The 19,237-nt window shown below is 69.4% G+C and carries 14 protein-coding genes; 11 read left to right on the top strand and 3 right to left on the bottom strand.

The features are described from left to right. The first annotated feature begins 73 nt into the window (after positions 1-73). The 5 genes from ACI2KI_RS12855 (at position 74) to ACI2KI_RS12835 (ending at position 9,007) form a co-directional block, all read left to right on the top strand. Positions 74-2,248 carry a prolyl oligopeptidase family protein gene (locus tag ACI2KI_RS12855; RefSeq protein WP_404620626.1) on the top strand — a complete coding sequence of 725 codons (2,175 nt, stop codon included), beginning with the start codon at positions 74-76 and terminating at the stop codon, positions 2,246-2,248. A gap of 167 nt (positions 2,249-2,415) precedes the next feature. Continuing rightward, a complete protein-coding gene (locus ACI2KI_RS12850) occupies positions 2,416-4,614 on the top strand; it encodes a prolyl oligopeptidase family protein (protein ID WP_404620624.1) in 2,199 nt (732 codons plus the stop codon). Positions 4,615-4,870: 256 nt separating this feature from the next. Beyond that, positions 4,871-5,587, top strand: coding sequence for a DUF1223 domain-containing protein (locus ACI2KI_RS12845; protein ID WP_404620622.1), 717 nt, complete (start codon positions 4,871-4,873; stop codon positions 5,585-5,587). Positions 5,588-5,660: 73 nt separating this feature from the next. Beyond that, positions 5,661-7,616 (top strand): potassium transporter Kup, encoded by a 1,956-nt coding sequence (locus ACI2KI_RS12840; RefSeq protein ID WP_292084919.1) that lies wholly within the window; start codon positions 5,661-5,663, stop codon positions 7,614-7,616. 47 nt (positions 7,617-7,663) lie between these two features. Further along, positions 7,664-9,007 (top strand): RsmB/NOP family class I SAM-dependent RNA methyltransferase, encoded by a 1,344-nt coding sequence (locus ACI2KI_RS12835; RefSeq protein ID WP_404620620.1) that lies wholly within the window; start codon positions 7,664-7,666, stop codon positions 9,005-9,007. Positions 9,008-9,010: 3 nt separating this feature from the next. Here ACI2KI_RS12835 and ACI2KI_RS12830 read toward each other — a convergent pair whose 3' ends face one another. Further along, positions 9,011-9,430, bottom strand: a complete 420-nt coding sequence (locus ACI2KI_RS12830) for a metallopeptidase family protein (protein ID WP_404620618.1) — start codon at positions 9,428-9,430, stop codon at positions 9,011-9,013. Positions 9,431-9,575: 145 nt separating this feature from the next. On the opposite strand from ACI2KI_RS12830, the gene ACI2KI_RS12825 reads away from it, so the two are divergent. Together ACI2KI_RS12825 and ACI2KI_RS12820 are read left to right on the top strand one after the other, a co-directional pair. Continuing rightward, a complete protein-coding gene (locus ACI2KI_RS12825; RefSeq protein ID WP_404620616.1) occupies positions 9,576-11,888 on the top strand; it encodes an ATP-binding protein in 2,313 nt (770 codons plus the stop codon). A gap of 53 nt (positions 11,889-11,941) precedes the next feature. Continuing rightward, positions 11,942-12,796, top strand: coding sequence for an HAD family hydrolase (locus ACI2KI_RS12820; protein WP_292084924.1), 855 nt, complete (start codon positions 11,942-11,944; stop codon positions 12,794-12,796). A 4-nt stretch (positions 12,797-12,800) separates the two neighbouring features. Here the strand turns inward: ACI2KI_RS12820 and ACI2KI_RS12815 are convergent, their stop codons facing one another. Continuing rightward, positions 12,801-13,745 (bottom strand): LysR substrate-binding domain-containing protein, encoded by a 945-nt coding sequence (locus ACI2KI_RS12815; protein ID WP_404620614.1) that lies wholly within the window; start codon positions 13,743-13,745, stop codon positions 12,801-12,803. An 89-nt stretch (positions 13,746-13,834) separates the two neighbouring features. On the opposite strand from ACI2KI_RS12815, the gene ACI2KI_RS12810 reads away from it, so the two are divergent. Both ACI2KI_RS12810 and ACI2KI_RS12805 read left to right on the top strand, forming a co-directional pair. Then, positions 13,835-13,972: a hypothetical protein gene (locus ACI2KI_RS12810; RefSeq protein WP_404620612.1), complete on the top strand. Its 138-nt coding sequence runs from the start codon at positions 13,835-13,837 to the stop codon at positions 13,970-13,972. A 121-nt stretch (positions 13,973-14,093) separates the two neighbouring features. Then, a complete protein-coding gene (locus ACI2KI_RS12805; protein ID WP_404620610.1) occupies positions 14,094-15,737 on the top strand; it encodes a leucyl aminopeptidase in 1,644 nt (547 codons plus the stop codon). Positions 15,738-15,747: 10 nt separating this feature from the next. Here ACI2KI_RS12805 and greA read toward each other — a convergent pair whose 3' ends face one another. Then, positions 15,748-16,224: a transcription elongation factor GreA gene (gene greA, locus ACI2KI_RS12800; RefSeq protein WP_404620608.1), complete on the bottom strand. Its 477-nt coding sequence runs from the start codon at positions 16,222-16,224 to the stop codon at positions 15,748-15,750. A gap of 49 nt (positions 16,225-16,273) precedes the next feature. Here greA and ACI2KI_RS12795 point away from each other — a divergent pair, with 49 nt between their 5' ends. Then, positions 16,274-17,500: an NAD(P)/FAD-dependent oxidoreductase gene (locus tag ACI2KI_RS12795; RefSeq protein ID WP_404620606.1), complete on the top strand. Its 1,227-nt coding sequence runs from the start codon at positions 16,274-16,276 to the stop codon at positions 17,498-17,500. Between the two features lie 83 nt (positions 17,501-17,583). After that, complete coding sequence (locus ACI2KI_RS12790) at positions 17,584-19,236, top strand: M28 family metallopeptidase (RefSeq protein WP_404620604.1); 1,653 nt, start codon at positions 17,584-17,586, stop codon at positions 19,234-19,236. Position 19,237: the final 1 nt, after the last annotated feature.

The raw sequence follows: 19,237 nt of genomic DNA, 5'->3' as shown, positions 1-19,237 counted from the left end.
AAGATTTCCGCCGCTTGCCGCGGTCCTCGTGTCTCGCCAAGGTGCCGCCCAATTTCTGTTGGGGAATGAAAACATGATCCGCACTCTGGCGTCCGCCGCCGCCCTTCTTCTCGCCGCCGGAGCCGCTCCCGTCGCCATGGCCCATTCGACCGACACGCCCGCCGCCGCATCCACGCCGGGTTTCGCGACCAGCGACGCGACCGATCCCTACATCTGGCTGGAAGAGGTCGAGGGCGAGCGCGCCATGGCCTGGGTCAAGACCCACAATGAGCATTCCCTCGGCACGCTGCAGGGCGACCCGCGCTACGAGACCCTGCACCAGCAGGCGCTGGACATCGTCCAGTCGCGCGACCGCATTCCCTCGCCCGGCTTCACCCACGACGGCCACATCGACAACTTCTGGCAGGACGCGACCCATGTGCGCGGCATCTGGCGTCGCACGACGCTGGACAGCTACCGCACCGCGACGCCGACCTGGGAAACCATCCTCGACATCGACGCCCTGTCGGCCGCCGAGGGCGCCAACTGGGTCTACAAGGGCGCCAGCTGCCTGCCGCCCGAAGAGCGTTACTGCCTGGTCTCCCTGTCGAACGGCGGCAAGGACGCGGTCACCATCCGCGAGTTCGACAGCGTGACGAAGACCTTCGTCGAGGGCGGCATCAGCCTGCCGGAATCCAAGGGCGGCGCCAGCTGGATCGACAAGGACACCCTGCTGATCTCGCGCGACTTCGGCGAAGGTTCGCTGACGGACTCGGGCTATCCGCGCACCGTGCGCCTTCTGAAGCGCGGTCAGACCGTGGATCAGGCCGTCGAGGTCTTCGCCGGCCAGAAGACCGACGTCTCGGTCTCGGGCTACACCCTGCGCGACGCTGACGGCGCGGTGCAGGCCGTGTTGCTGAACCGGGGGATCAACTTCTATGAAAGCGAAACCTGGCGCCTGAACGCCGACGGCACGACGACGAAGCTGGAGTTGCCGCTCAAGGGCAACATCAACGCCCTGGTCGCCGGCCAGATGGTGGTGACGACGGATCAGGACTGGACCGCGCCCTCGGGGCAGGAATTCAAGACCGGCGACGTCATCGCCTGGAACCTGAAGGCCTGGCTGGCAGATCCCAAGACCCCGGCGCAACTGATCATCCGCCCCGGCGAGCGCGAGGCCATCGAGGGCATCAGCGCCACCCGCAACACCCTGGTCGTGGCCCTTTATGAAAACGTGCGCGGTTCGGTCTATGTCTACCGTCCGAACCCGTCCGGCGAATGGGCGCGCACCCGTCTGGACCTGCCGCAGAACGTCACCGTCGGCGTCGGCTCGGCCTCGGAACGCGACGACAAGATCTTCGTCAGCGTCGCCGGCTATCTGAACCCGTCCAGCCTCTATCTGGCGGACGCGGCGACCGGCGCGGTCGCCCTGACCAAGTCCCTGCCCGCCAAGTTCGACGCCACGGGCATGCGGGTGGATCAGTTCGAGGCGCGCAGCGCCGACGGCACGATGATCCCCTATTTCGTCGTCCATAAGGACGCCATGGCCATGGACGGGTCGAACCCGACCCTGCTCTACGGCTATGGCGGCTTCCAGTCGTCGCTGCTGCCCGGCTATTCGCCGACGGTCGGCAAGCTGTGGCTGGAGCGCGGCGGCGTCTATGTCATCGCCAATACGCGCGGCGGCGGCGAGTTCGGTCCGAAATGGCACCAGGCGGCTCAGCAGGAAAACCGTCAGCGCGCCCACGAGGACTTCCAGGCCGTGGCCCAGGACCTGATCACGCGCGGGATCACCTCTCAGCCGCACCTGGGGATCATGGGCGGCTCACAGGGCGGCCTGTTCATGGGGGCCATGCTGACCCAGCGCCCCGACCTGATCAATGCGGCGGTCATCCAGGTGCCCCTGTTCGACATGCTGCGCTTCCACAAGCTGCTGGCCGGGGCCTCGTGGATCGGCGAATACGGCAACCCGGATATCCCCGAACAGCGCGCCTGGATCGAGGAATATTCGCCCTATCAGCGTCTGGCGGCGGGGCAGCCCTACCCCGAGGTCTTCATCCACACCTCGACCAAGGACGACCGCGTCCACCCCGGCCACGCCCGCAAGGCGGCGGCGCGGATGGAGGAATTGGGCTACCCGGTCCTCTTCTATGAAAACGTCGACGGCGGCCACGCGGCCGGCGCCAACCTGCGCGAAACGGCTCGCCGCATCGCGCTGGAATACACCTATCTGACGCGTCGCCTGATGGACGAACCGGCGCAGCAGTAAGCGGTATCTGATCCTCCCCTGTGAGCCTTGGCGAACGGGGGAGGGGGACCACGAAGTGGTGGAGGGGGCGACCCCGAACGCCGAGGTTGGTTCCGCCCCCTCCACCGCCTGGCGGCGGTCCCCCTCCCCCGCTGAAGCAGGGGAGGATTTCGCAAGCGGAGAAAACCATGAAGTCCCTGTTCCTGTCCGCCGCCCTGCCGGTGCTGATCCTCGCCGCCGGTCCGGCCTTGGCCGAGGGCGCGCCGGTCGATCCCGCCGCCGCCTCTGCGACCAACCCGCCGCCGCACTTCCCGCGCGATCTGTCGCCCGAGGGGGTCAAGGCCGCCGACGATCATCTGGCGCTGGAAGAGGTGGACGGGGCCGAGGCCCGCGCCTTCGTCGCCGCCTCGAATGAGGAGGCCTTGGCCGCCCTGACCGGCGACCACCGCTACGAGCCCTTCCGTCAGCAGGCCGAGGCCACCCTGACGGCGACCGACCGCATTCCCGGCGTCAGCTTCCTGGGCGAAGGCCTGGGCAATTTCTGGCAGGACGCCGCCAATCCCAAGGGTGTCTGGCGCCGCACGACCCTGAACAGCTATCGCAGCAACCAGCCCCAGTGGGAGACCCTGCTGGACATCGACGCCCTGGCCAAGGCCGAAGGCCGTGACTGGGTGTTCAAGGGCGCCAACTGCCTGGCGCCGGACGAGACCCGCTGCCTGATCAACCTGTCGGACGGCGGCAAGGACGCCGTGACCGTCCGCGAGTTCGACCTGACCACCAAGACCTTCGTTGAGGGCGGCTTCGTCATCCCCGAGGGCAAGCACCGCCTGACCTGGCTGGACCGCGACACCCTGCTGATCGCCACCGACTTCGGCCCGGGCACGATGACCGAGTCGGGCTATCCCTTTATCGTCAAATCCCTGCAGCGCGGCCATCCGCTGGGCCATGCGACCGAGGTCTATCGCGGCCAGCAGTCCGACGGCGGCTACGGCGTCTCGCCCATGGTCTTCCGCGACAAGGCCGGGGCGGTCGAGGCCGTCCTGTTCAGCCGCCCGCTGGACACTTTCCGCTCGGAGATCTGGCGTCTGGCTGACGGTAAGCCGGTCAAGCTGAACCTGCCTGAACGGGTCGCTATCGAGGGCGTCATGGGCGGCAATCTGATCTTCTCGCCCGATCAGCCCTGGACCTTTGACGGTCAGGACTACAAGGCGGGTTCGCTGCTGTCGTTGCCGATCGGTGTTCTGGGTCCGGTTCGGCTCGATATCGCCATCGGCGCTGACCGGGCGACCGTCTTCACGCCGACGCCGCGCCAGTCTCTGCAGAACGTCACGGTCATGTCCGACAGCATCGTCGCCGTTATCGCCGACAATGTCGTGGGCACGCTGAAGCGCTTCACCTCGACGCCGAACGGCTGGACCGTGACCGACATCGCCGTTCCCGCCAACAGCGCCGTGGGCCTGGGCGACAGCTCGAAGTCCAAGGGTCGGGTCTTCGTCTCGACCCAGGGCTTCCTGACGCCGCCGACGCTCAGCCTGGCCGAGGTCGCCACCGGCGCGCTGACCGAGCTGAAGTCGGCCCCGGCCAAGTTCGACGCCTCGACCCATGTGGTCGAGCAGTTCGAGGCGACCTCGACCGACGGGACGAAGATCCCCTACTTCGTCACCCGGCCTAAGGATCTGGCGATGGACGGGACCGGTCCGACCATCCTGTTCGGCTACGGCGGCTTCCAGGCCAGCTTCCCGCCCGCCTACAAGCCGGAGATGGGCAAGCTCTGGCTCGAGAACGGCGGCGTCTTCGTCCAGGCCAATATCCGCGGCGGCGGCGAGTTCGGACCCGGCTGGCACCAGGCGGCCCTGCGCGAGAACCGCCAGCGCGCCTTCGACGACTTCGCCGCCGTGGCCCGCGATCTGGAACAGCGCAAGATCACCAGCCCGCGCCATCTGGGCATCTATGGCCGGTCCAACGGGGGGGTCCTGACCTCGGTGTCGATCACCCAGCACCCGGAGCTGTTCAATGCGGCGGTGATCGAAAGCCCGCTGATCGACATGCTGCGCTATCAGGACCTGCCCGCCGGCGCCTCGTGGATCGGTGAATACGGCGACCCGCGCATCCCCGGCGACGCCGAGTTCATCGCCCGCTACTCGGCCTATCAGCAGCTGAGGCCCGAGGTGAAATACCCGCGCGTCTACATCACCACCAATACGCGCGACGACCGGGTCCACCCCGGCCACGCCCGCAAGTTCGCGGCGCGCTTGGGCGACCAAGGCCACGATCACCTCTATTTCGAGGACACGGCCGGCGGTCACTCCAACGACGCCGATCCGGTGGCCAACGCCCGCCGCTGGGCAAGGCATTACGTCTATCTGGCCCAGCAGCTGATGGACTGACCCTCGGCGTCCCGACCTGTTTGTCATCCCGGAAGCGGTTTCGCCGCTATCCGGGACCGCCAGGGCGCTGACGTCCGCGTCTTGGGCGGTTCTGGCTCTCCGGCCGGGATAACGGGCTCGGCCTCAGGCAGCGCGAAGCGCGATAGGCCAGGGAAGTCTGTGAGGTTTCACCCTTCACGGTTTTATGAGCGGCGCGGATGGGCCGAGCGGCTAGGATCGTCGGATGACGGCAAAGGGCTTGATCAGGATCGGGGTGATGGCGGCGGCAGGCCTTTGCCTGTTGACCGCCGCTGCCGCGCCGCCGCGCGAACGCGACGCCGCGGTCCAGCCGGTGGTGGTCGAGCTGTTCACGGCCCAGGGCTGTTCCGGCTGTCCTGAGGCCAACCGCACTCTGGAGGCGGTGGCGAACGCGCCGGGGGTCATCGCCCTGACCTACGGCGTCGGCTACTGGGACTACCTCGGCTGGTCCGACACCTTCGCCAAGCCGGAGTTCACCGCCCGCCAGCAGGCCTATCGTCAGGCCTTGAAGCTCAGAAACGTCTCGACGCCCCAGGTGGTGGTCGACGGTCGGCGTCAGCTGTCGGGCGCCCGCCCGCCCGAGCTTCAGGCCGCGATCGACGCCGAGGCCGCCGCGCGCCTGCATCCGCCCGAGATCGAGTTCCGCGAGACCGGCGACCGGGTCGGGGTCGGTTCGGGCCGCCCGCCGCGCGGTGGGGCCGAGATCCTGGCCGTCGTCTATCAGCCGGGCCTTCAGACCGTCGAGGTGCGCCAGGGCGACAATCGCGGTCAGGCCGTGCGCCACGTCAATGTGGTGCGCCAGGTGCATCGTTTGGGCGACTGGACGGGCCGCCCCGTCCTTTTCGCCCTTCCCGGCGATTCTTCGTCTGAAGACAACGTCGTAGTTCTGGTCCAGGCCAAGGCCGACCGGCGCATTCTGTCGGCGGCGCGACGGGCGGAACCGAGGCCCGATTGAACCGCTGACGGAAAGGGTCTAAAGGCCCGCCGCTGTTAATGGGCGCGCCCTCCGCGCGGCCCGGAGGTCATGCATGGCTGGGGATACGCCCCGCGGCGACGCGACAACGTCCGCCGCAAACGCTTCCGAACAACCGAACGCCGGGACTCCCTCTCCGCAGGGGCACGGCAAGGCGACGCATCGCGCCCTGATCCTGGGCGCCATCGGCGTGGTCTTCGGCGACATCGGCACCAGCCCGATCTACGCCCTGCGCGAGGCCATCGGCCACGCCCAGAAGGGGGTCGGCGGCGAGCTGGCCATCATCGGCGTGGTGTCGCTGGCCTTCTGGGCCCTGATGGTGGTGGTGACGTTCAAATACGTCATGTTCCTGATGCGGGCCGACAACAAGGGCGAGGGCGGCACCCTGTCGCTGATGGCCCTGGCCCAGCACGCGGTCGGCCGGCGCAGCGCCTGGCTGTTCATCCTCGGCGTCTGCGGCGCGGCGCTTTTCTACAGCGACGGCGTCATCACGCCGGCCATCTCGGTGCTGTCGGCGGTCGAGGGGCTGAAGGACGCCCCCGGCCTGAACGGCGAACTGGATCCCTTCATCCTGCCGATCTCGGCGGGCATCCTGATCGCCCTCTTCCTGGTCCAGTCGCGCGGCACCGCCGGCCTGGCCAGGTTCTTCGGCCCCATCACCGCCGTCTGGTTCCTCAGCCTGGGCGTGCTGGGTCTGACGCACATCTTCGACGACATCTCGATCCTGCGCGCCCTGTCGCCGACCTATGGCGTCGAGCTCCTGCTCAAGGATGGCTTCCTCGGCTTCGTCATCCTCGGCAGCGTCTTTCTGGCCGTTACGGGGGCCGAGGCCCTCTATGCGGACATGGGCCACTTCGGCAAGGCGCCGATCCGTCAGGGCTGGCTGTTCGTGGTCCTGCCCTGCCTGACGCTCAACTATCTGGGCCAGGGCGCCTTCCTGCTGGACAACCCCGGCGCGGCGGACAACCCGTTCTGGAACATGGTGCCGCAGATGATCTACTGGCCCATGCTGATCCTGGCCACGGCGGCTACGGTCATCGCCAGCCAGGCGGTGATCACCGGCGCCTTCTCGGTGACCCAACAGGCGGTCCAGCTGGGTCTCCTGCCTCGCATCGACATCCGCAACACCTCCGAGACCCTGGCCGGCCAGATCTACGTTCCGGCGGTCAACAGCCTGCTGATGATCGGCGTGCTCTTCCTGCTGCTGACCTTCCAGTCGTCGCACAATCTGACGGCGGCCTATGGCGTGGCCGTCACCGGCACCATGCTGGTCAACACCCTGATGTCATGGTCGGTGGTGACCAAGAAGTGGAAGTGGCCGATGTGGGCGGTGCTGGGCACCCTTGTGCCGTTCGGCATCATTGACGGCGTTTTCCTGACCTCCAACCTGCTGAAGATCCCCGACGGCGCCTGGATGCCTCTGGTGCTGGGCGGCGGCCTGGTGCTGATCATGTGGACCTGGGTGCGCGGCACCCAGATTCTGACCGAGAAGACCCGCAAGGACAGCCTGCCCCTGCATGACCTGATCGAGATGCTGAAGGCGCGGCCGCCGCATCGCGCGCCTGGCACCGCCATCTTCCTGACCTCGGACCCCGAGGTCGCGCCGGTGGCCCTGATGCACAACCTCAAGCACAACAAGGTGCTGCACGAGAAGAACGTCATCCTGACGGTCCACACCGCCGACCGGCCCCGCGTGGCCGACAGCCAGCGGGTGACGATGGAGCCGATCAGCGACGACTTCAAACGGCTGACCATCACCTACGGCTTCATGGAGACGCCGAACGTGCCGCGCGCCCTGGGCCTGTGCCGCAAGCAGGGTCTGAAGTTCGACATCATGTCGACCAGCTTCTTCCTGGGTCGTCGCTCGGTTGTGCCGTCGGCGCGTCAGGGCATGCCTTTGTGGCAGGACAAGCTGTTCATCTTCCTGATGCGCAACGCCGCCAATCCGACCGACTTCTTCCATATTCCGCCCGGCCGCGTGGTCGAACTGGGCACGCAGGTTTCCGTATGAGTGGTGGTACGCCCAAGGGCAAAAGTTCGGCCGCGCGCGGTCGTCGCATGGCTGAAAAATCGCGCCCGCGTCGTGAGGCCAAGCCCGAGGTGGTCGCCGATGATCCCCACGCCGACATCGGCGTGGAGGCCCGTCTCGTAGCCGGCATCCTGCTGAACGCCGCGCTGGAGAAGCGCACGGGTCTGGATGAGGCCCTCAGCCAGTCCCCGGCCAAGGACCTGGCCGGTCCCGACCGCGCCTTTGCCCGCGCCGTGGCCATGGCCGCCCTGCGCCGTCTGGGCGAGATCGACCAGATACTGGACCGCCGCCTGCAGAAGGCGCCTCCGGCCCCGGTGCGCACCATCCTGCGCGTCGCCCTGGCCCAGACCCTGGTCCTGGGCACCCCTGCCTTCGCCGCCGTCTCGACCGCCGTGAAACTGGCCGAGCGCGACGCCAAGACCCGCCCCTACAAGAACCTGGTCAACGCCGTCCTGCGCGGCGTCGACCGCGACGGTCCCGGCCTGACTACAGCGGAATCCAACCTGCCCGACTGGCTGGCCGCCCGCTGGAAGGCGACTTATGGCGAGGCCAACCTGATCGGCCTGGCCCTGGCCACCCGCGAGGAGCCCGCCACCGACCTCAGCGCCAAGCCTTCGGTCGATCTGGCCGCCCTGGCCCAGGACGTCGAGGGCGAGGTCCTGCCCGGCGGCACGGTGCGCACCGGCAAGCGCGGCGACGTGGCCGGCTGGCCCGGCTTCGAGGCCGGCGACTGGTGGGTCCAGGACGCCGCCGCCGCCGTCCCCGCCCGCCTGCTGGCCGTCAAGGCCGGCGAGACGGTCCTGGACATGTGCGCCGCCCCCGGCGGCAAGACCCTGCAGCTGGCCGCCGCCGGCGCCGAGGTCGTGGCGGTGGACCGCTCGCCCGCCCGCCTGAAGCGCCTGAAACAGAACTTCGACCGCACGGGCCTGCCGGTCGAGGTCGTGGCCGTTCCGGTCGAGGACTGGGAGGACGACCGCACCTTCGACGCCGTCCTGCTGGACGCGCCCTGCACCGCCACCGGCACCTATCGTCGCAACCCGGAAGTGCTGCGCGCCACCCGTCCCGCCGAGGTCGCCAAGCTGGCCGACGTGCAGCACCGCCTGCTCGACGTCGCCGCCGAGAAGGTGAAGCCCGGCGGCCGTCTGGTTTACTGCGTCTGCTCGCTGGAACGCGAGGAGGGCGAGACCCAGGTCATCGCCTTCCTGCGCCGCAACCCGGCCTTCCGCACGGTCGCCGCCGTTCCGGCTGAGATCGGCGCCCCCGACGAGGCCCTGACGGCCGAAGGCTGGCTGCGCATCCTGCCCTCGCAATGGGCAGAACGCGGCGGCGTGGACGGCTTCTTCGCCGCCCGCCTGGAGCGGACCGCCGACTAGGCCTCAGTCCTCGTCCTCGATGGCGTGGATCTGGTCGTCGTCGAGGCCGAGGTGATGGCCGATTTCGTGGATCAGGACGTGGGCGATGATCTCGGCCAGGCCGACGTCGCCGCGCTCGCACCATTCGTCGAGGATGGGGCGGCGATAGAGAAAGATGCGCGATGGTTCGGCCGCCGGACCCATGGCGTCGCGCTCGCCGATGTGGACCCCGGAATAGAGGCCGGTCAGCTCGAACGGGTCCTCGATCTCAAGATCCGCCAAGACGCCTTCGTCGGCGAAGTCATCGACGCGGATGACCACCTCGCCCGCCGCCTGGCGGAACATTTCGGGCAGTGCGGCGAAGGCGGCCTCGGCCAGGCGCGCGAAGTCGTCGAGTGAGGGGGCGGACTGATCGTTCCACGCCGGGTTCGGGGTCTGGGTCATGGTTCGGATATCGCCCGCGCCGGGGCAGGCTGCAATCCGTCGTCTCGCCGCATCGCAAATCGCGCAATCAGGGTATGGTAAACGCGAATCGGTCGGCGCCTTCGAGGGCGCTGCTGCTTCGTTCGACGAATTTTCCGGGGACAGGATGGCCGAGGCCGACATCGCCTATGTGGCCACTGCGGGCGCGGCGGGCCTGGCGCTGGCGATCAGCGCCTGGGCCTGGCGGCTGCGCAAGCGCCTGGGCGCGCGCGAGGCGGAGGTCGAGGTCTGGCTGGCGAGCGAGCGCGCCCACGCCGCCGCCTGCGAGGGCGCCCTCAACGTCTTCGACGACGTGCGACTGGCCCTGACGCCCGAGGGCGCGGCCCAGTCGGTGTTCGGCGCCCCCGAAGCCCTGGCGGTTCTCGCCCCAGGCCGTCGGGGAGTCGAGGCGGCTGAAGTCATCGTTCGTGCACTGACGGAGACCCACACGGGGCACATGGAGGGGCTGGTCCATCGCGGCGAGCCGTTCGAGACCCTGCTGGAATCCGCCGATGGCGCCTGGGCGGTCGAGGGCCGCGCTCTGGGCGGGTCGGCCTGGCTGCGGCTGTCGAAGCTGGGCGGGGCCGAGACGGCGGCTGACGCCGGTCTGGGCGCCCTGGCCGAGGCCTCGCCCGCCCCGACCTGGGTGGTCGACGGGGCGGGACAGCTGATCTGGGCCAACAAGGCCTGGCTGACGGAAGTCCGGGCCGAAACCCTGGCCGAGGCGCACGAGGCTGGCCTCAGCTTCGACCGAGGCGCCGATGTCGTGGTGGCCGAGGCGTCGCGCCTGAACGCGCGGCAGGAAGGCTTCCGCTGGGTGTCTTCGGACGGCCGCCGCAAGGCCTGGCGCATCCTGGCCGAGCCTTTGGCGGGCGGGCGCGGCGCCGTCATCGCCTTCGCGATAGACATGACCGAGGCCGAGGAAACACGCGACAACCTGCGTCGTCACGTCGAGGCCCATGACGAGACCCTGAACCACCTGGCCGACGCCGTGGCCATCTTCGGCCCGGCCAAGCGGCTGGCCTTCCACAACACCGCCTTCCAGCAACTGTTCAACATCGACCCGGCCTGGCTGGACGAGCGCCCGACCCATGCCGAGCTGCTGGACCGCCTGCGCCAGAAGCGCCAGCTGCCCGAGGTCATCGACTACGCCGGGTGGAAGGCTCAGGAGCTGGAGTTCTACGGCGCCGCCCAGGCCGCGCCGGACGACAGTTGGTCCCTGCCCGATGGGCGGACGCTGCGGGTCGTTCGTCAGCCTCACCCCTTGGGCGGCATCCTGCTGATCTTTTCGGACATCACTGACGAGCTGCAACTGCGCAGTCGCTACAACGCCCAGATCCAGGTCCAGACGGCCACCCTGGACAAGCTGAACGACGCGGTGGCGGTCTTCGGTTCGGACGGAAGGCTGCGGCTGCACAACGACGCCTTCGAGATCTTCTGGGGCGTCTCGGCCGAGAAGCTGGCCGAGGCCGGAGAGTTCGACGCCGTGGCCGCCTTGTGTCGGCCGGTCCTGGACGACGCCGCCCTGTGGCTGGGGCTCAAGGCGCGGGTGGCCGATCCTGACCCCGAAAGCCGCGTGCCGATCTCGGGCGAGGCCCGCACCGACGACGGCCGGGTGGTGGCCTGGCAGACCCGTCCCCTGCCCGACGGCGCCACCCTGGTGGCCTTCTCCGACGTCACCGCCCGGCGCGAACTGGAACAGGCCCTGGCCGCCAAGGAAGCGGCGCTCGCCGAAAGCCAGGCCCTGAAGCGCGAATTCGTCGGCAGCGTCTCCTATGAACTGCGCACCCCGCTGACCACCATCGTCGGCTATTCCGAGCTGCTGGAGGCCATGGGCGACCTGCCTGAGCGCAGCCGCCAGCACGCCGGGGCTATCCGCGTCGCCGCCAGCCATCTGGCCCGCTCCATCGACGACGTTCTGGACATGGCCCAAATCGACGCCGGCGAGATGGAGCTGGCGCTGGGCGACATGCGCGTCTGCGACCTGCTGGAAGCCTGCGCCGAAAAGGTGCGCGGCAAGGTCGAGGGCCGAGGCGCCGTCCTGACCGTCGCCTGCCCGCCCCGCCTCAAGCCGATCCGCGCCGACGCCCGTCGCATCGCCCAGGCCGTCGATCACCTGCTGGAGAACGCCTGTCGCGCCGTCTCCGAAGGCGGGGCCGTGACCCTGACGGCCGAGGTCGGATCGGGCGAGGTCCGCATCCGCGTCGAGGACACCGGTCGCGGCATTCCCTATCACCTGCAGGCCCACGTCTTCGACCGCTTTGTGCGGCGTGAGCGCGGCGGGCCGGGCGTGGCCCTGGCCCTGGTCAAGGCCCTCGTCGAGCTGCACGGGGGCTGGGCCGAGGTCCAGTCCGAGCCGGGCAAGGGCGCGGCCTTCATCCTGCATCTGCCGGTCGAGGCCACGGCTCCCACGGCGGCCCCGGAACTGCTGTTGGGCTGATGTTTCGTCCATGTCGTGCTAGAGGGCCTGTCCAAGCCCTCTAGGACGCCCCCATGGCCGACACGACCCGTCCCCTGCTCAAGACCGCCATCATCTATGATTTCGACGGGACCCTGGCGCGGGGCAATATGCAGGAGGTCAGCTTCATTCCCTCGATCGGGATGACGCCGGCCCAGTTCTGGAACGAGACCGTCCGTCCCCGGACCATCGCCTCCGACGGCGACGGCATCCTGATGTACATGCAGATGATGCTGCTGGCGGCGCGCGAACAGGGCAATCCCGTCACACGCCAGACGCTGCAGGATCACGGCCGCGACGTGGCCCTGTTCGAGGGTCTGCGGGACCGCAGCTGGTTCGACCGGATGAACGAATTCGGCGCCCAGTACGGTCTGGAGATCGAGCACTACATCATCTCGGCGGGGTTGGAGGAGATGATCCAGGGCTGCCCCATCGCCGAGGCCTTCACCCACGTCTTCGCCTCGAAATACGCCTATGACGAAAACGAGGTCGCCGTCTGGCCCGCCGTCGGCGTCAACTACACCACCAAGACCCAGTATCTGTTCCGCATCAACAAGGGCGTGCACAACCACTGGGATGATGAGCGCATCAACCGCTTCATCCCCGACGAGGAACGCCCGATTCCGTTCGACCGGATGATCTTCCTCGGCGACGGCGACACCGACGTGCCCACGATGAAGATGATGCACACCAAGGGCGGCTTCTCCATCGCCGTCTATGATCCCGACAACACCCCGCGCGACCATAACAAGATCCACCGCCTGATCTCGGAAGACCGGGTCAACTTCGTCGCCGAGGGCGACTATCGCGAGGGCACGCCCGTCGACCTGATCGTCAAGGGTCTGATCGGCCGCATCGCCGTCAACTACGGGCGGATGCCGGCGGACTGAGGACCTATCCGCAGACCTGCCCGACTTCGCGTCCGGCCAGTCGCGCGCCCGCGACCACCGCCGGGTCGGCGCGGGCGGTGTCCAGCAGCCAGTCGCGGAAGCGGGCGACCTTGGGGGTCAGACGGCGCGCGGGCGGGTAGCAGATCCAGTAGCCCTCGGCCAAGGCCACCGTCTGCTCGAAGGGCCGGACCAGCAGGCCGCGTTCGATCTCGCGCGCATAGAGGATGGGCGAGCCCAGGGCCACGCCCTGATCGCCCAGAGCCGCCGCCACCTCCATGGCCTGATTGTCGGCGGTCAGACGCGGCGGCGGGGCCGTGTCGGCGGGCGAGACCTCGGCGGCGGCGAACCAGGCGGCCCATTCGCGCGGCTCGCCGACCAGATGGGCCCGCTTCAGATCGGCGGGGGTCTGCAGGTCCAGCCGGTCGCGCATGGCGGGGCTGCACAGGGGAGTGAAGACGGCCGGCATCAGAAAGCGGCTCTCCAGCCCGGCCCACTGGCCTGAACCAAACCGCAGGGCCACGTCCAGGCCGTCGGCGCCCAGCATGGACAGGGTCGGACTGGTGTCCACCCGCACCGCCAGATCGGGGTTGTCGAGCTGGAAGGACCCCAGCCGCGTCGCCAGCCACTGGGTCGCCAGGGTCTGCAGCGTGGTGATGGCCAGAACGCCCTGATCGGCCTCGACCACATCGGCGACGGCGCGACGCAACAGGGTCATGGCCTCGATCGCCGCCGTGGCCAGTCGCTCCCCCTCCGGCGTCAGCGACACCTGCCGCGTGCCGCGCACGAACAGGGGCCGGTCCAGCCTCTGCTCCAGATCGCGAATGCGCCAGCTGACCGCCGCCTGCGTCATGCCCAAAGCCTCGGCGGCGCGGGTGAAGCTGAGCAGGCGCGCGGCGGCTTCGAACACCCTCAGGGCGTCGACGGGAATGCGGGCCAGGATGTCGATCATAAGCAAGCCTTATGTGTGAGCCTCATGGTCTCGTTTGTGAACCCTGTTCGTCAACTGCATATTCAGGCATCACGAAAGGAGGACGACCGATGGAAGAAATGTACCGCACTCATAAGGAACCCGCGTGGGGCTGGATCGGCGCCCTGCTGGAGGCCCGCAAGTCTGCAGCGACCCAGCTCGCCGCCAAGCCCGCAGCGACGCTGCGCCCTCGCCGCGCCGCCTGCTGAGCCCTTGTCCGCGCCGCGACACGGCGTCGCGGACAGCCGCTCCCTCGCCGGAACGGTTTGCAGCGCTCCAGCGACCCTGGCCATAAGAGCCTCTTCATCGACACCGAGGGGGCTCCGACCGATGCGCCGCACTGCCAATTTTTCGACCTTCGCCGCCGCTGCTGCTCTGGCGGCCGTCAGCCTGACCGTCGCCATGCCAGCCGAGGCGCAGTCGCGCCGGGCCGCCGCGACGGAAACGCCCGCCGCCCTGACGCCGCGCGCCGCCCCGGCTGTGCAGCGCGCCGTGACCTTCGCGGCCGCGCCGGGCGAGCCCTCGGGCGCCCTGGTTCTGCCGCTCGGCGCCGAGGGTGACCTGGCCACGCGCGGCGCGGCCCTGACGCCCGCCGTGCGTCAGGCGATCGCCGCCGCCCTGACCGCCGCCCGCTTCGACTACAAGGCCCGTCAGACGCTCAGCCTGCACGGCGTCGGAGGCTGGGACCGCATCCTGGTCGTGGGCCTGCCCGTCGACGCCAGGACCGCCGAGGTCCAGACCGCCGGAACCGTCGCTGGTCGCGCCCTGATGGCCCAGCCCGGCGCTATGACCGTCCTGACCGGCGGCCTGTCCGCCGACAGCGCCGCCGAACTGGCTGCGGGCCTCGGCCTCGGCCAGTACCGGTCCGACCTGCACCGCACCACCGGCCGCGACGCGGCCGCGCCGGGCGGGATTACGCTGATCGCCGCCGACCCTGCTGCTGCTCAGGCAGCCTACCGCCGTGGCGCGGCTCTGGTCGAGGCCATGGCCTGGACCCGCGACATCTCCAACGAGCCCGCCAACGTCATCTATCCCGAGAGCTTTGTGGAGCGCGCCCGCGCCGCCTTCGCCGGCGTGCCCGGCGTCGAGATCGAGGTGCTGGACGTGCCCGCCATGCAGCGCCTCGGCATGGGCTCGCTGCTGGGCGTCGGCCAGGGCTCCGCGCGCGCGCCGCGCCTGATGGTGGTGCGCTACAAGGGGGCGGGCGCACCCGACGCCGGACCCGTCGCCCTGCTGGGCAAGGGCATCACCTTCGATTCCGGCGGCATCTCGATCAAGCCGGGCGCCAATATGGGCAGTATGAAGATGGACATGTCGGGCGCCGCCAGCGTCGTCGGCGCCGTCCTGGCCCTGGCCAAGGCGGGCGCGCCGGTCGATGTGGCCGCCGTCGCGGCCCTGGCCGAGAACATGCCGGACGGGAACGCCATCCGCCCCGGCGACGTCCTGACCGCCATGAACGGCAAGACCATCGAGGTCATCTCGACCGACGCCGAGGGTCGTCTGGTCCTGGCCGACGCCATGGTCTGGGCCGACACCCGGCTGAACCCCGCCGCCATCGTCGACGTTGCCACCCTGACCGGCTCGGTCGGCGGCGCCCTGGGCAATGACTATGCGGGTCTGTTCAGCCGTCACGACGCCCTGGCTGACCAACTTCGGGTCGCAGGCGACGCGACCGGCGAGCGCCTGTGGCGCCTGCCGTTGCATCCCTCCTATGTCGGGGCCACCAGCTCGACCATCGCCGACATCAAGAACTCGGGCGAGGGCGGCGCGGGGGCGGGCACGGGCGCCCACTTCATCGGCTACTTCGCCCGGCCCGAGACGCCCTGGGCCCACCTGGACATCGCCAACATGGCCTATGGCGGCGCCAGCGACGTCAAACCCGCCGGGTCGGCCGGCTTCAGCGTCCGCCTGCTGGAACGCTTCGTGCGCGACTTCCAGCCGGTCGCGAAGGAGAAGGGGACCGGCGGCTTCTAGGCCGTCGCCTTCAATCGACGGCGACGATCTCGACCGACTGGCCCGCCACGCTGGCCTCGTCGCCGACCCGTTTGCCCATCAGGGCGCGGGCCAGGGGCGAGACGTGGCTGACCGAGCCCTTGGCCGGATCGGCCTCGTCCTCGCCGACGATGCGCCAGGTCTGGGTACGGCCGTCCTCGCGCTCGATGGTGACGGCGCCGCCAAAGCGCACCCGGCCGTCCGGCGTCGTCTCCAGCAACTGGGCTGAGGCCCGCCGCGCCGACCAGTAGCGCAGGTCGCGCGTGGCCCGCGCCATGGCGGTGCGGTCGGCCTCGATCGAGCCTTCCGTCTGGGCCTTCGTATAGGCCGCGCGGGCCGAGGCCAGTTCGGCTTCGATCTGGGCCAGCCCCTCGGGCGTGACGTGGTTGGGGTGGGGCGAGATCGGGCGGTCCACCAGGTCGGCGGCCGTGGCTTCCAGATCTTCTTCTCGGGTGAAGGCGACGCTCATGAGGACAGAGCGTATGCCGTTCGCGGACGTTCCGGTCTAGGAAGGCGTGATGACCGACGCCCCTTCCTCCACACCTCTCACTGTCGCCGTGATCGGCGCCGGTCCCGCCGGCCTGATGGCGGCCGAGCGTCTGGCCCAGGCGGGCCTGCGCATCACGGTGCATGAGCGGATGCCTTCGGTGGCGCGCAAGTTCCTGATGGCCGGGCGGGGTGGGTTGAACCTGACCCATTCGGAGGCGCTGAAGCCCTTCCTGAACCGCTACGACGCCCCGGCGCGGGCGCGGATCAGCGGCTGGCTGGACGCCTTCTCTTCCGCCGACCTGACCGCCTGGGCCGAGGATCTGGGGTCGGCGACCTTTGTCGGTTCGTCGGGCCGGGTCTTCCCCAAGGCCATGAAGGCCTCGCCCTTGCTGCGCGCCTGGCTGGCGCGGCTGGAGGGGCTGGGCGTCGAGATCCGCACCCGTTCGCGCTGGACCGGTTGGAAAGACGGGGCGCTCAGCTTCGACACCCCCGAAAGCGAGCGGCTGGAACGGCCCGACGCCGTGGTGTTGGCGCTCGGCGGGGCCAGCTGGGCCAGGCTGGGTTCCGACGCCGCCTGGGTTCCGGCGCTGGAAGAGGCGGGCGCTGTCGTGGCCCCCTTCCGTCCCGCCAATGTCGGCTTCGACCTCGCCTGGTCTCCCCTGTTCCGCGACCGTTTCGCAGGCCAGCCGCTGAAGGTGATCGCCCTGAGCCACGCCGGGCGCGCGGTGCGCGGCGAGGCCATGATCGCCGCCTATGGGATAGAGGGCGGGGCGATCTACGCCCTGTCGGCGGACCTGCGTGACGCTGTCGCGCGCGATGGATCGGCCGCGCTGACCCTCGACCTGCGCCCCGACCAGTCGCAGGAGGCCCTGACGCGGCGCCTGTCGAGGCCGCGCGGCAAGGACAGCCTGTCCAACTGGCTGAGGAAGGCCGTTCATCTCGATCATCTGGCCCTCGCCCTGCTGCGCGAGGCCGGGACGATTCCGACCGAACCCGCTCTGCTGGCGGCGCGGATCAAGGGCGTGCCCCTGACCCTGACCGGGGTGCAGGGCCTCAGCCGGGCCATCTCCTCGGCCGGGGGCGTCACGCTGGACGCCGTGGACGAGCGCCTGATGCTCAAGTCGCGCCCAGGCGTCTTTCTGGCGGGCGAGATGCTGGACTGGGAGGCGCCGACTGGCGGCTATCTGCTGCAGGCCTCCTTCGCTTCCGGCGTGGTCGCGGCGGACGGCGTGCTGGACTGGTTGAAGACGCGCTGATCGACCAAGGGCGGGGGCTCGACACGGACGGCCGGGGGGCGCAGCCTGTCTCCTTCCCTTTCGCTGTCGTTCGAGCGCGCCTGATGTCGATGCCCCGTTCCGCCGCCTTCGGCCTGATCGCCGTCCTGATAACCTCGACTTCGGTCCTCGCCCAGACGGCCCCGCTTGGCCGTGTCGACCCCCTGCGGCTCAGCGAGGCGACGCGGGTTCTGGCCTCGGATGAATTCGAGGGCCGCGCCCCGGTCACGCCTGGCGAGGACAAGATCATCGCATGGCTGACGCAGCAGTTCCAGGCGCTTGGGCTGGAGCCCGGAGGCCCCGACGGGTCATGGGTTCAGGTCGCTCAGGTCAGCCGCACCAGTCAGGACGGACCGGCGACCATCAACGTCACGGCCAAGGGACAGACCACCGCCCTGCAACGGGCGACCGACGTCATCGTCTCCTCGGATAGGCCGGTCAGCCACATCGCGCTCAAGGACGCGCCGCTGGTCTTCGTCGGCTATGGCGTGGACGCGCCCGAACGCGGCTGGGACGACTACAAGGGGATCGACCTGACCGGCAAGATCATGCTGGTCCTGGTCAACGACCCCGACTTCGGCGCGCCGGAAGGCCATCCCGTCGCCGGCAAGTTCGACGGTCAGGCCATGACCTTCTACGGCCGCTGGACCTACAAGTTCCAGGTGGCGGCGGCGCATGGCGCGGCGGGCGTTCTGGTCATCCATGACACGCCGGGCGCGGGCTATCCCTGGTCGACGCTGCAGAACTCCTCGACCGCGCCCAAGTTCGACATCGTCCGCGCCGACCCGGACAAGGAGCGGGTGGCGGCCCAGGGCTGGATCCAGGGCGCGGTGGCCGAAAAGCTGTTCCAGGACGCCGGGCTCGACTTCGCGGCGCTGAAGGCGCAGGCGCGGACGCCCGACTTCCAGCCGGTGGCGCTGGACGGCGTGACCATGTCCATCGACTTCGGTCAGAAGGCTGACCGGGTGCAGACCCGCAACGTCATGGCCCGCCTGCCGGGTACGACCCACCCGGACGAGACGGTCATGTTCGGCGCCCACTGGGACGCCTATGGCCGCGCCACGCCCAAGAACGGCGACGACATCTATAACGGCGCCGTGGACAATGCGACCGGGGTGGCGGCGGTGCTGGAACTGGCCCGCCTGTTCGCCGAGGGGCCGCGCCCCCAACGCTCGACCGTCTTCGTCAGCTGGGCGGCGGAAGAGACAGGCCTGCTGGGGGCCGAATACTACGCCGCCAACCCGGTCTGGCCGCTGGAGACGACGGTGGCCAACATCAACATGGACAGCCTGCTGCCGGGCACCGAGATCGACCCGAACATCGTTGTCATCGGCGCGGGCAAGAATGATCTGGATGACCGGTTGGCCGTCTTCGCCGGGCGCGAAGGGCGCCGCCTGATCCCCGATCCGGCGCCTCAGGCCGGGGCCTTCTATCGTTCCGACCACTTCCCGCTGGCGCGGAAGGGCGTGCCCGCCCTGTTCGCCGCCGCCGGTTTCACCGGGCATAACGCCGCCAGCCGTGACTATGTGGCGAACCGTTATCATCAGCCTACGGACGAATGGACGCCCGAGTGGAAGATGGACGCCGCCGCCGCCGATGTTCAGCTGCTCTATGAGGTCGGCTCGGCCCTGGCCAACTCGCGCGACTGGCCGGCCTGGAAGCCGGGCGACGAGTTCGAGGCGGCGCGCAATGCTTCGGCCGCCGCCCGCAAGCCGTGAC

The sequence above is a fragment of the Brevundimonas sp. NPDC046655 genome (assembly GCF_044901625.1).
In the GTDB taxonomy this organism is placed as follows: Bacteria; Pseudomonadota; Alphaproteobacteria; order Caulobacterales; family Caulobacteraceae; genus Brevundimonas.
This window is presented reverse-complemented; position numbering and strand designations above follow the sequence as displayed.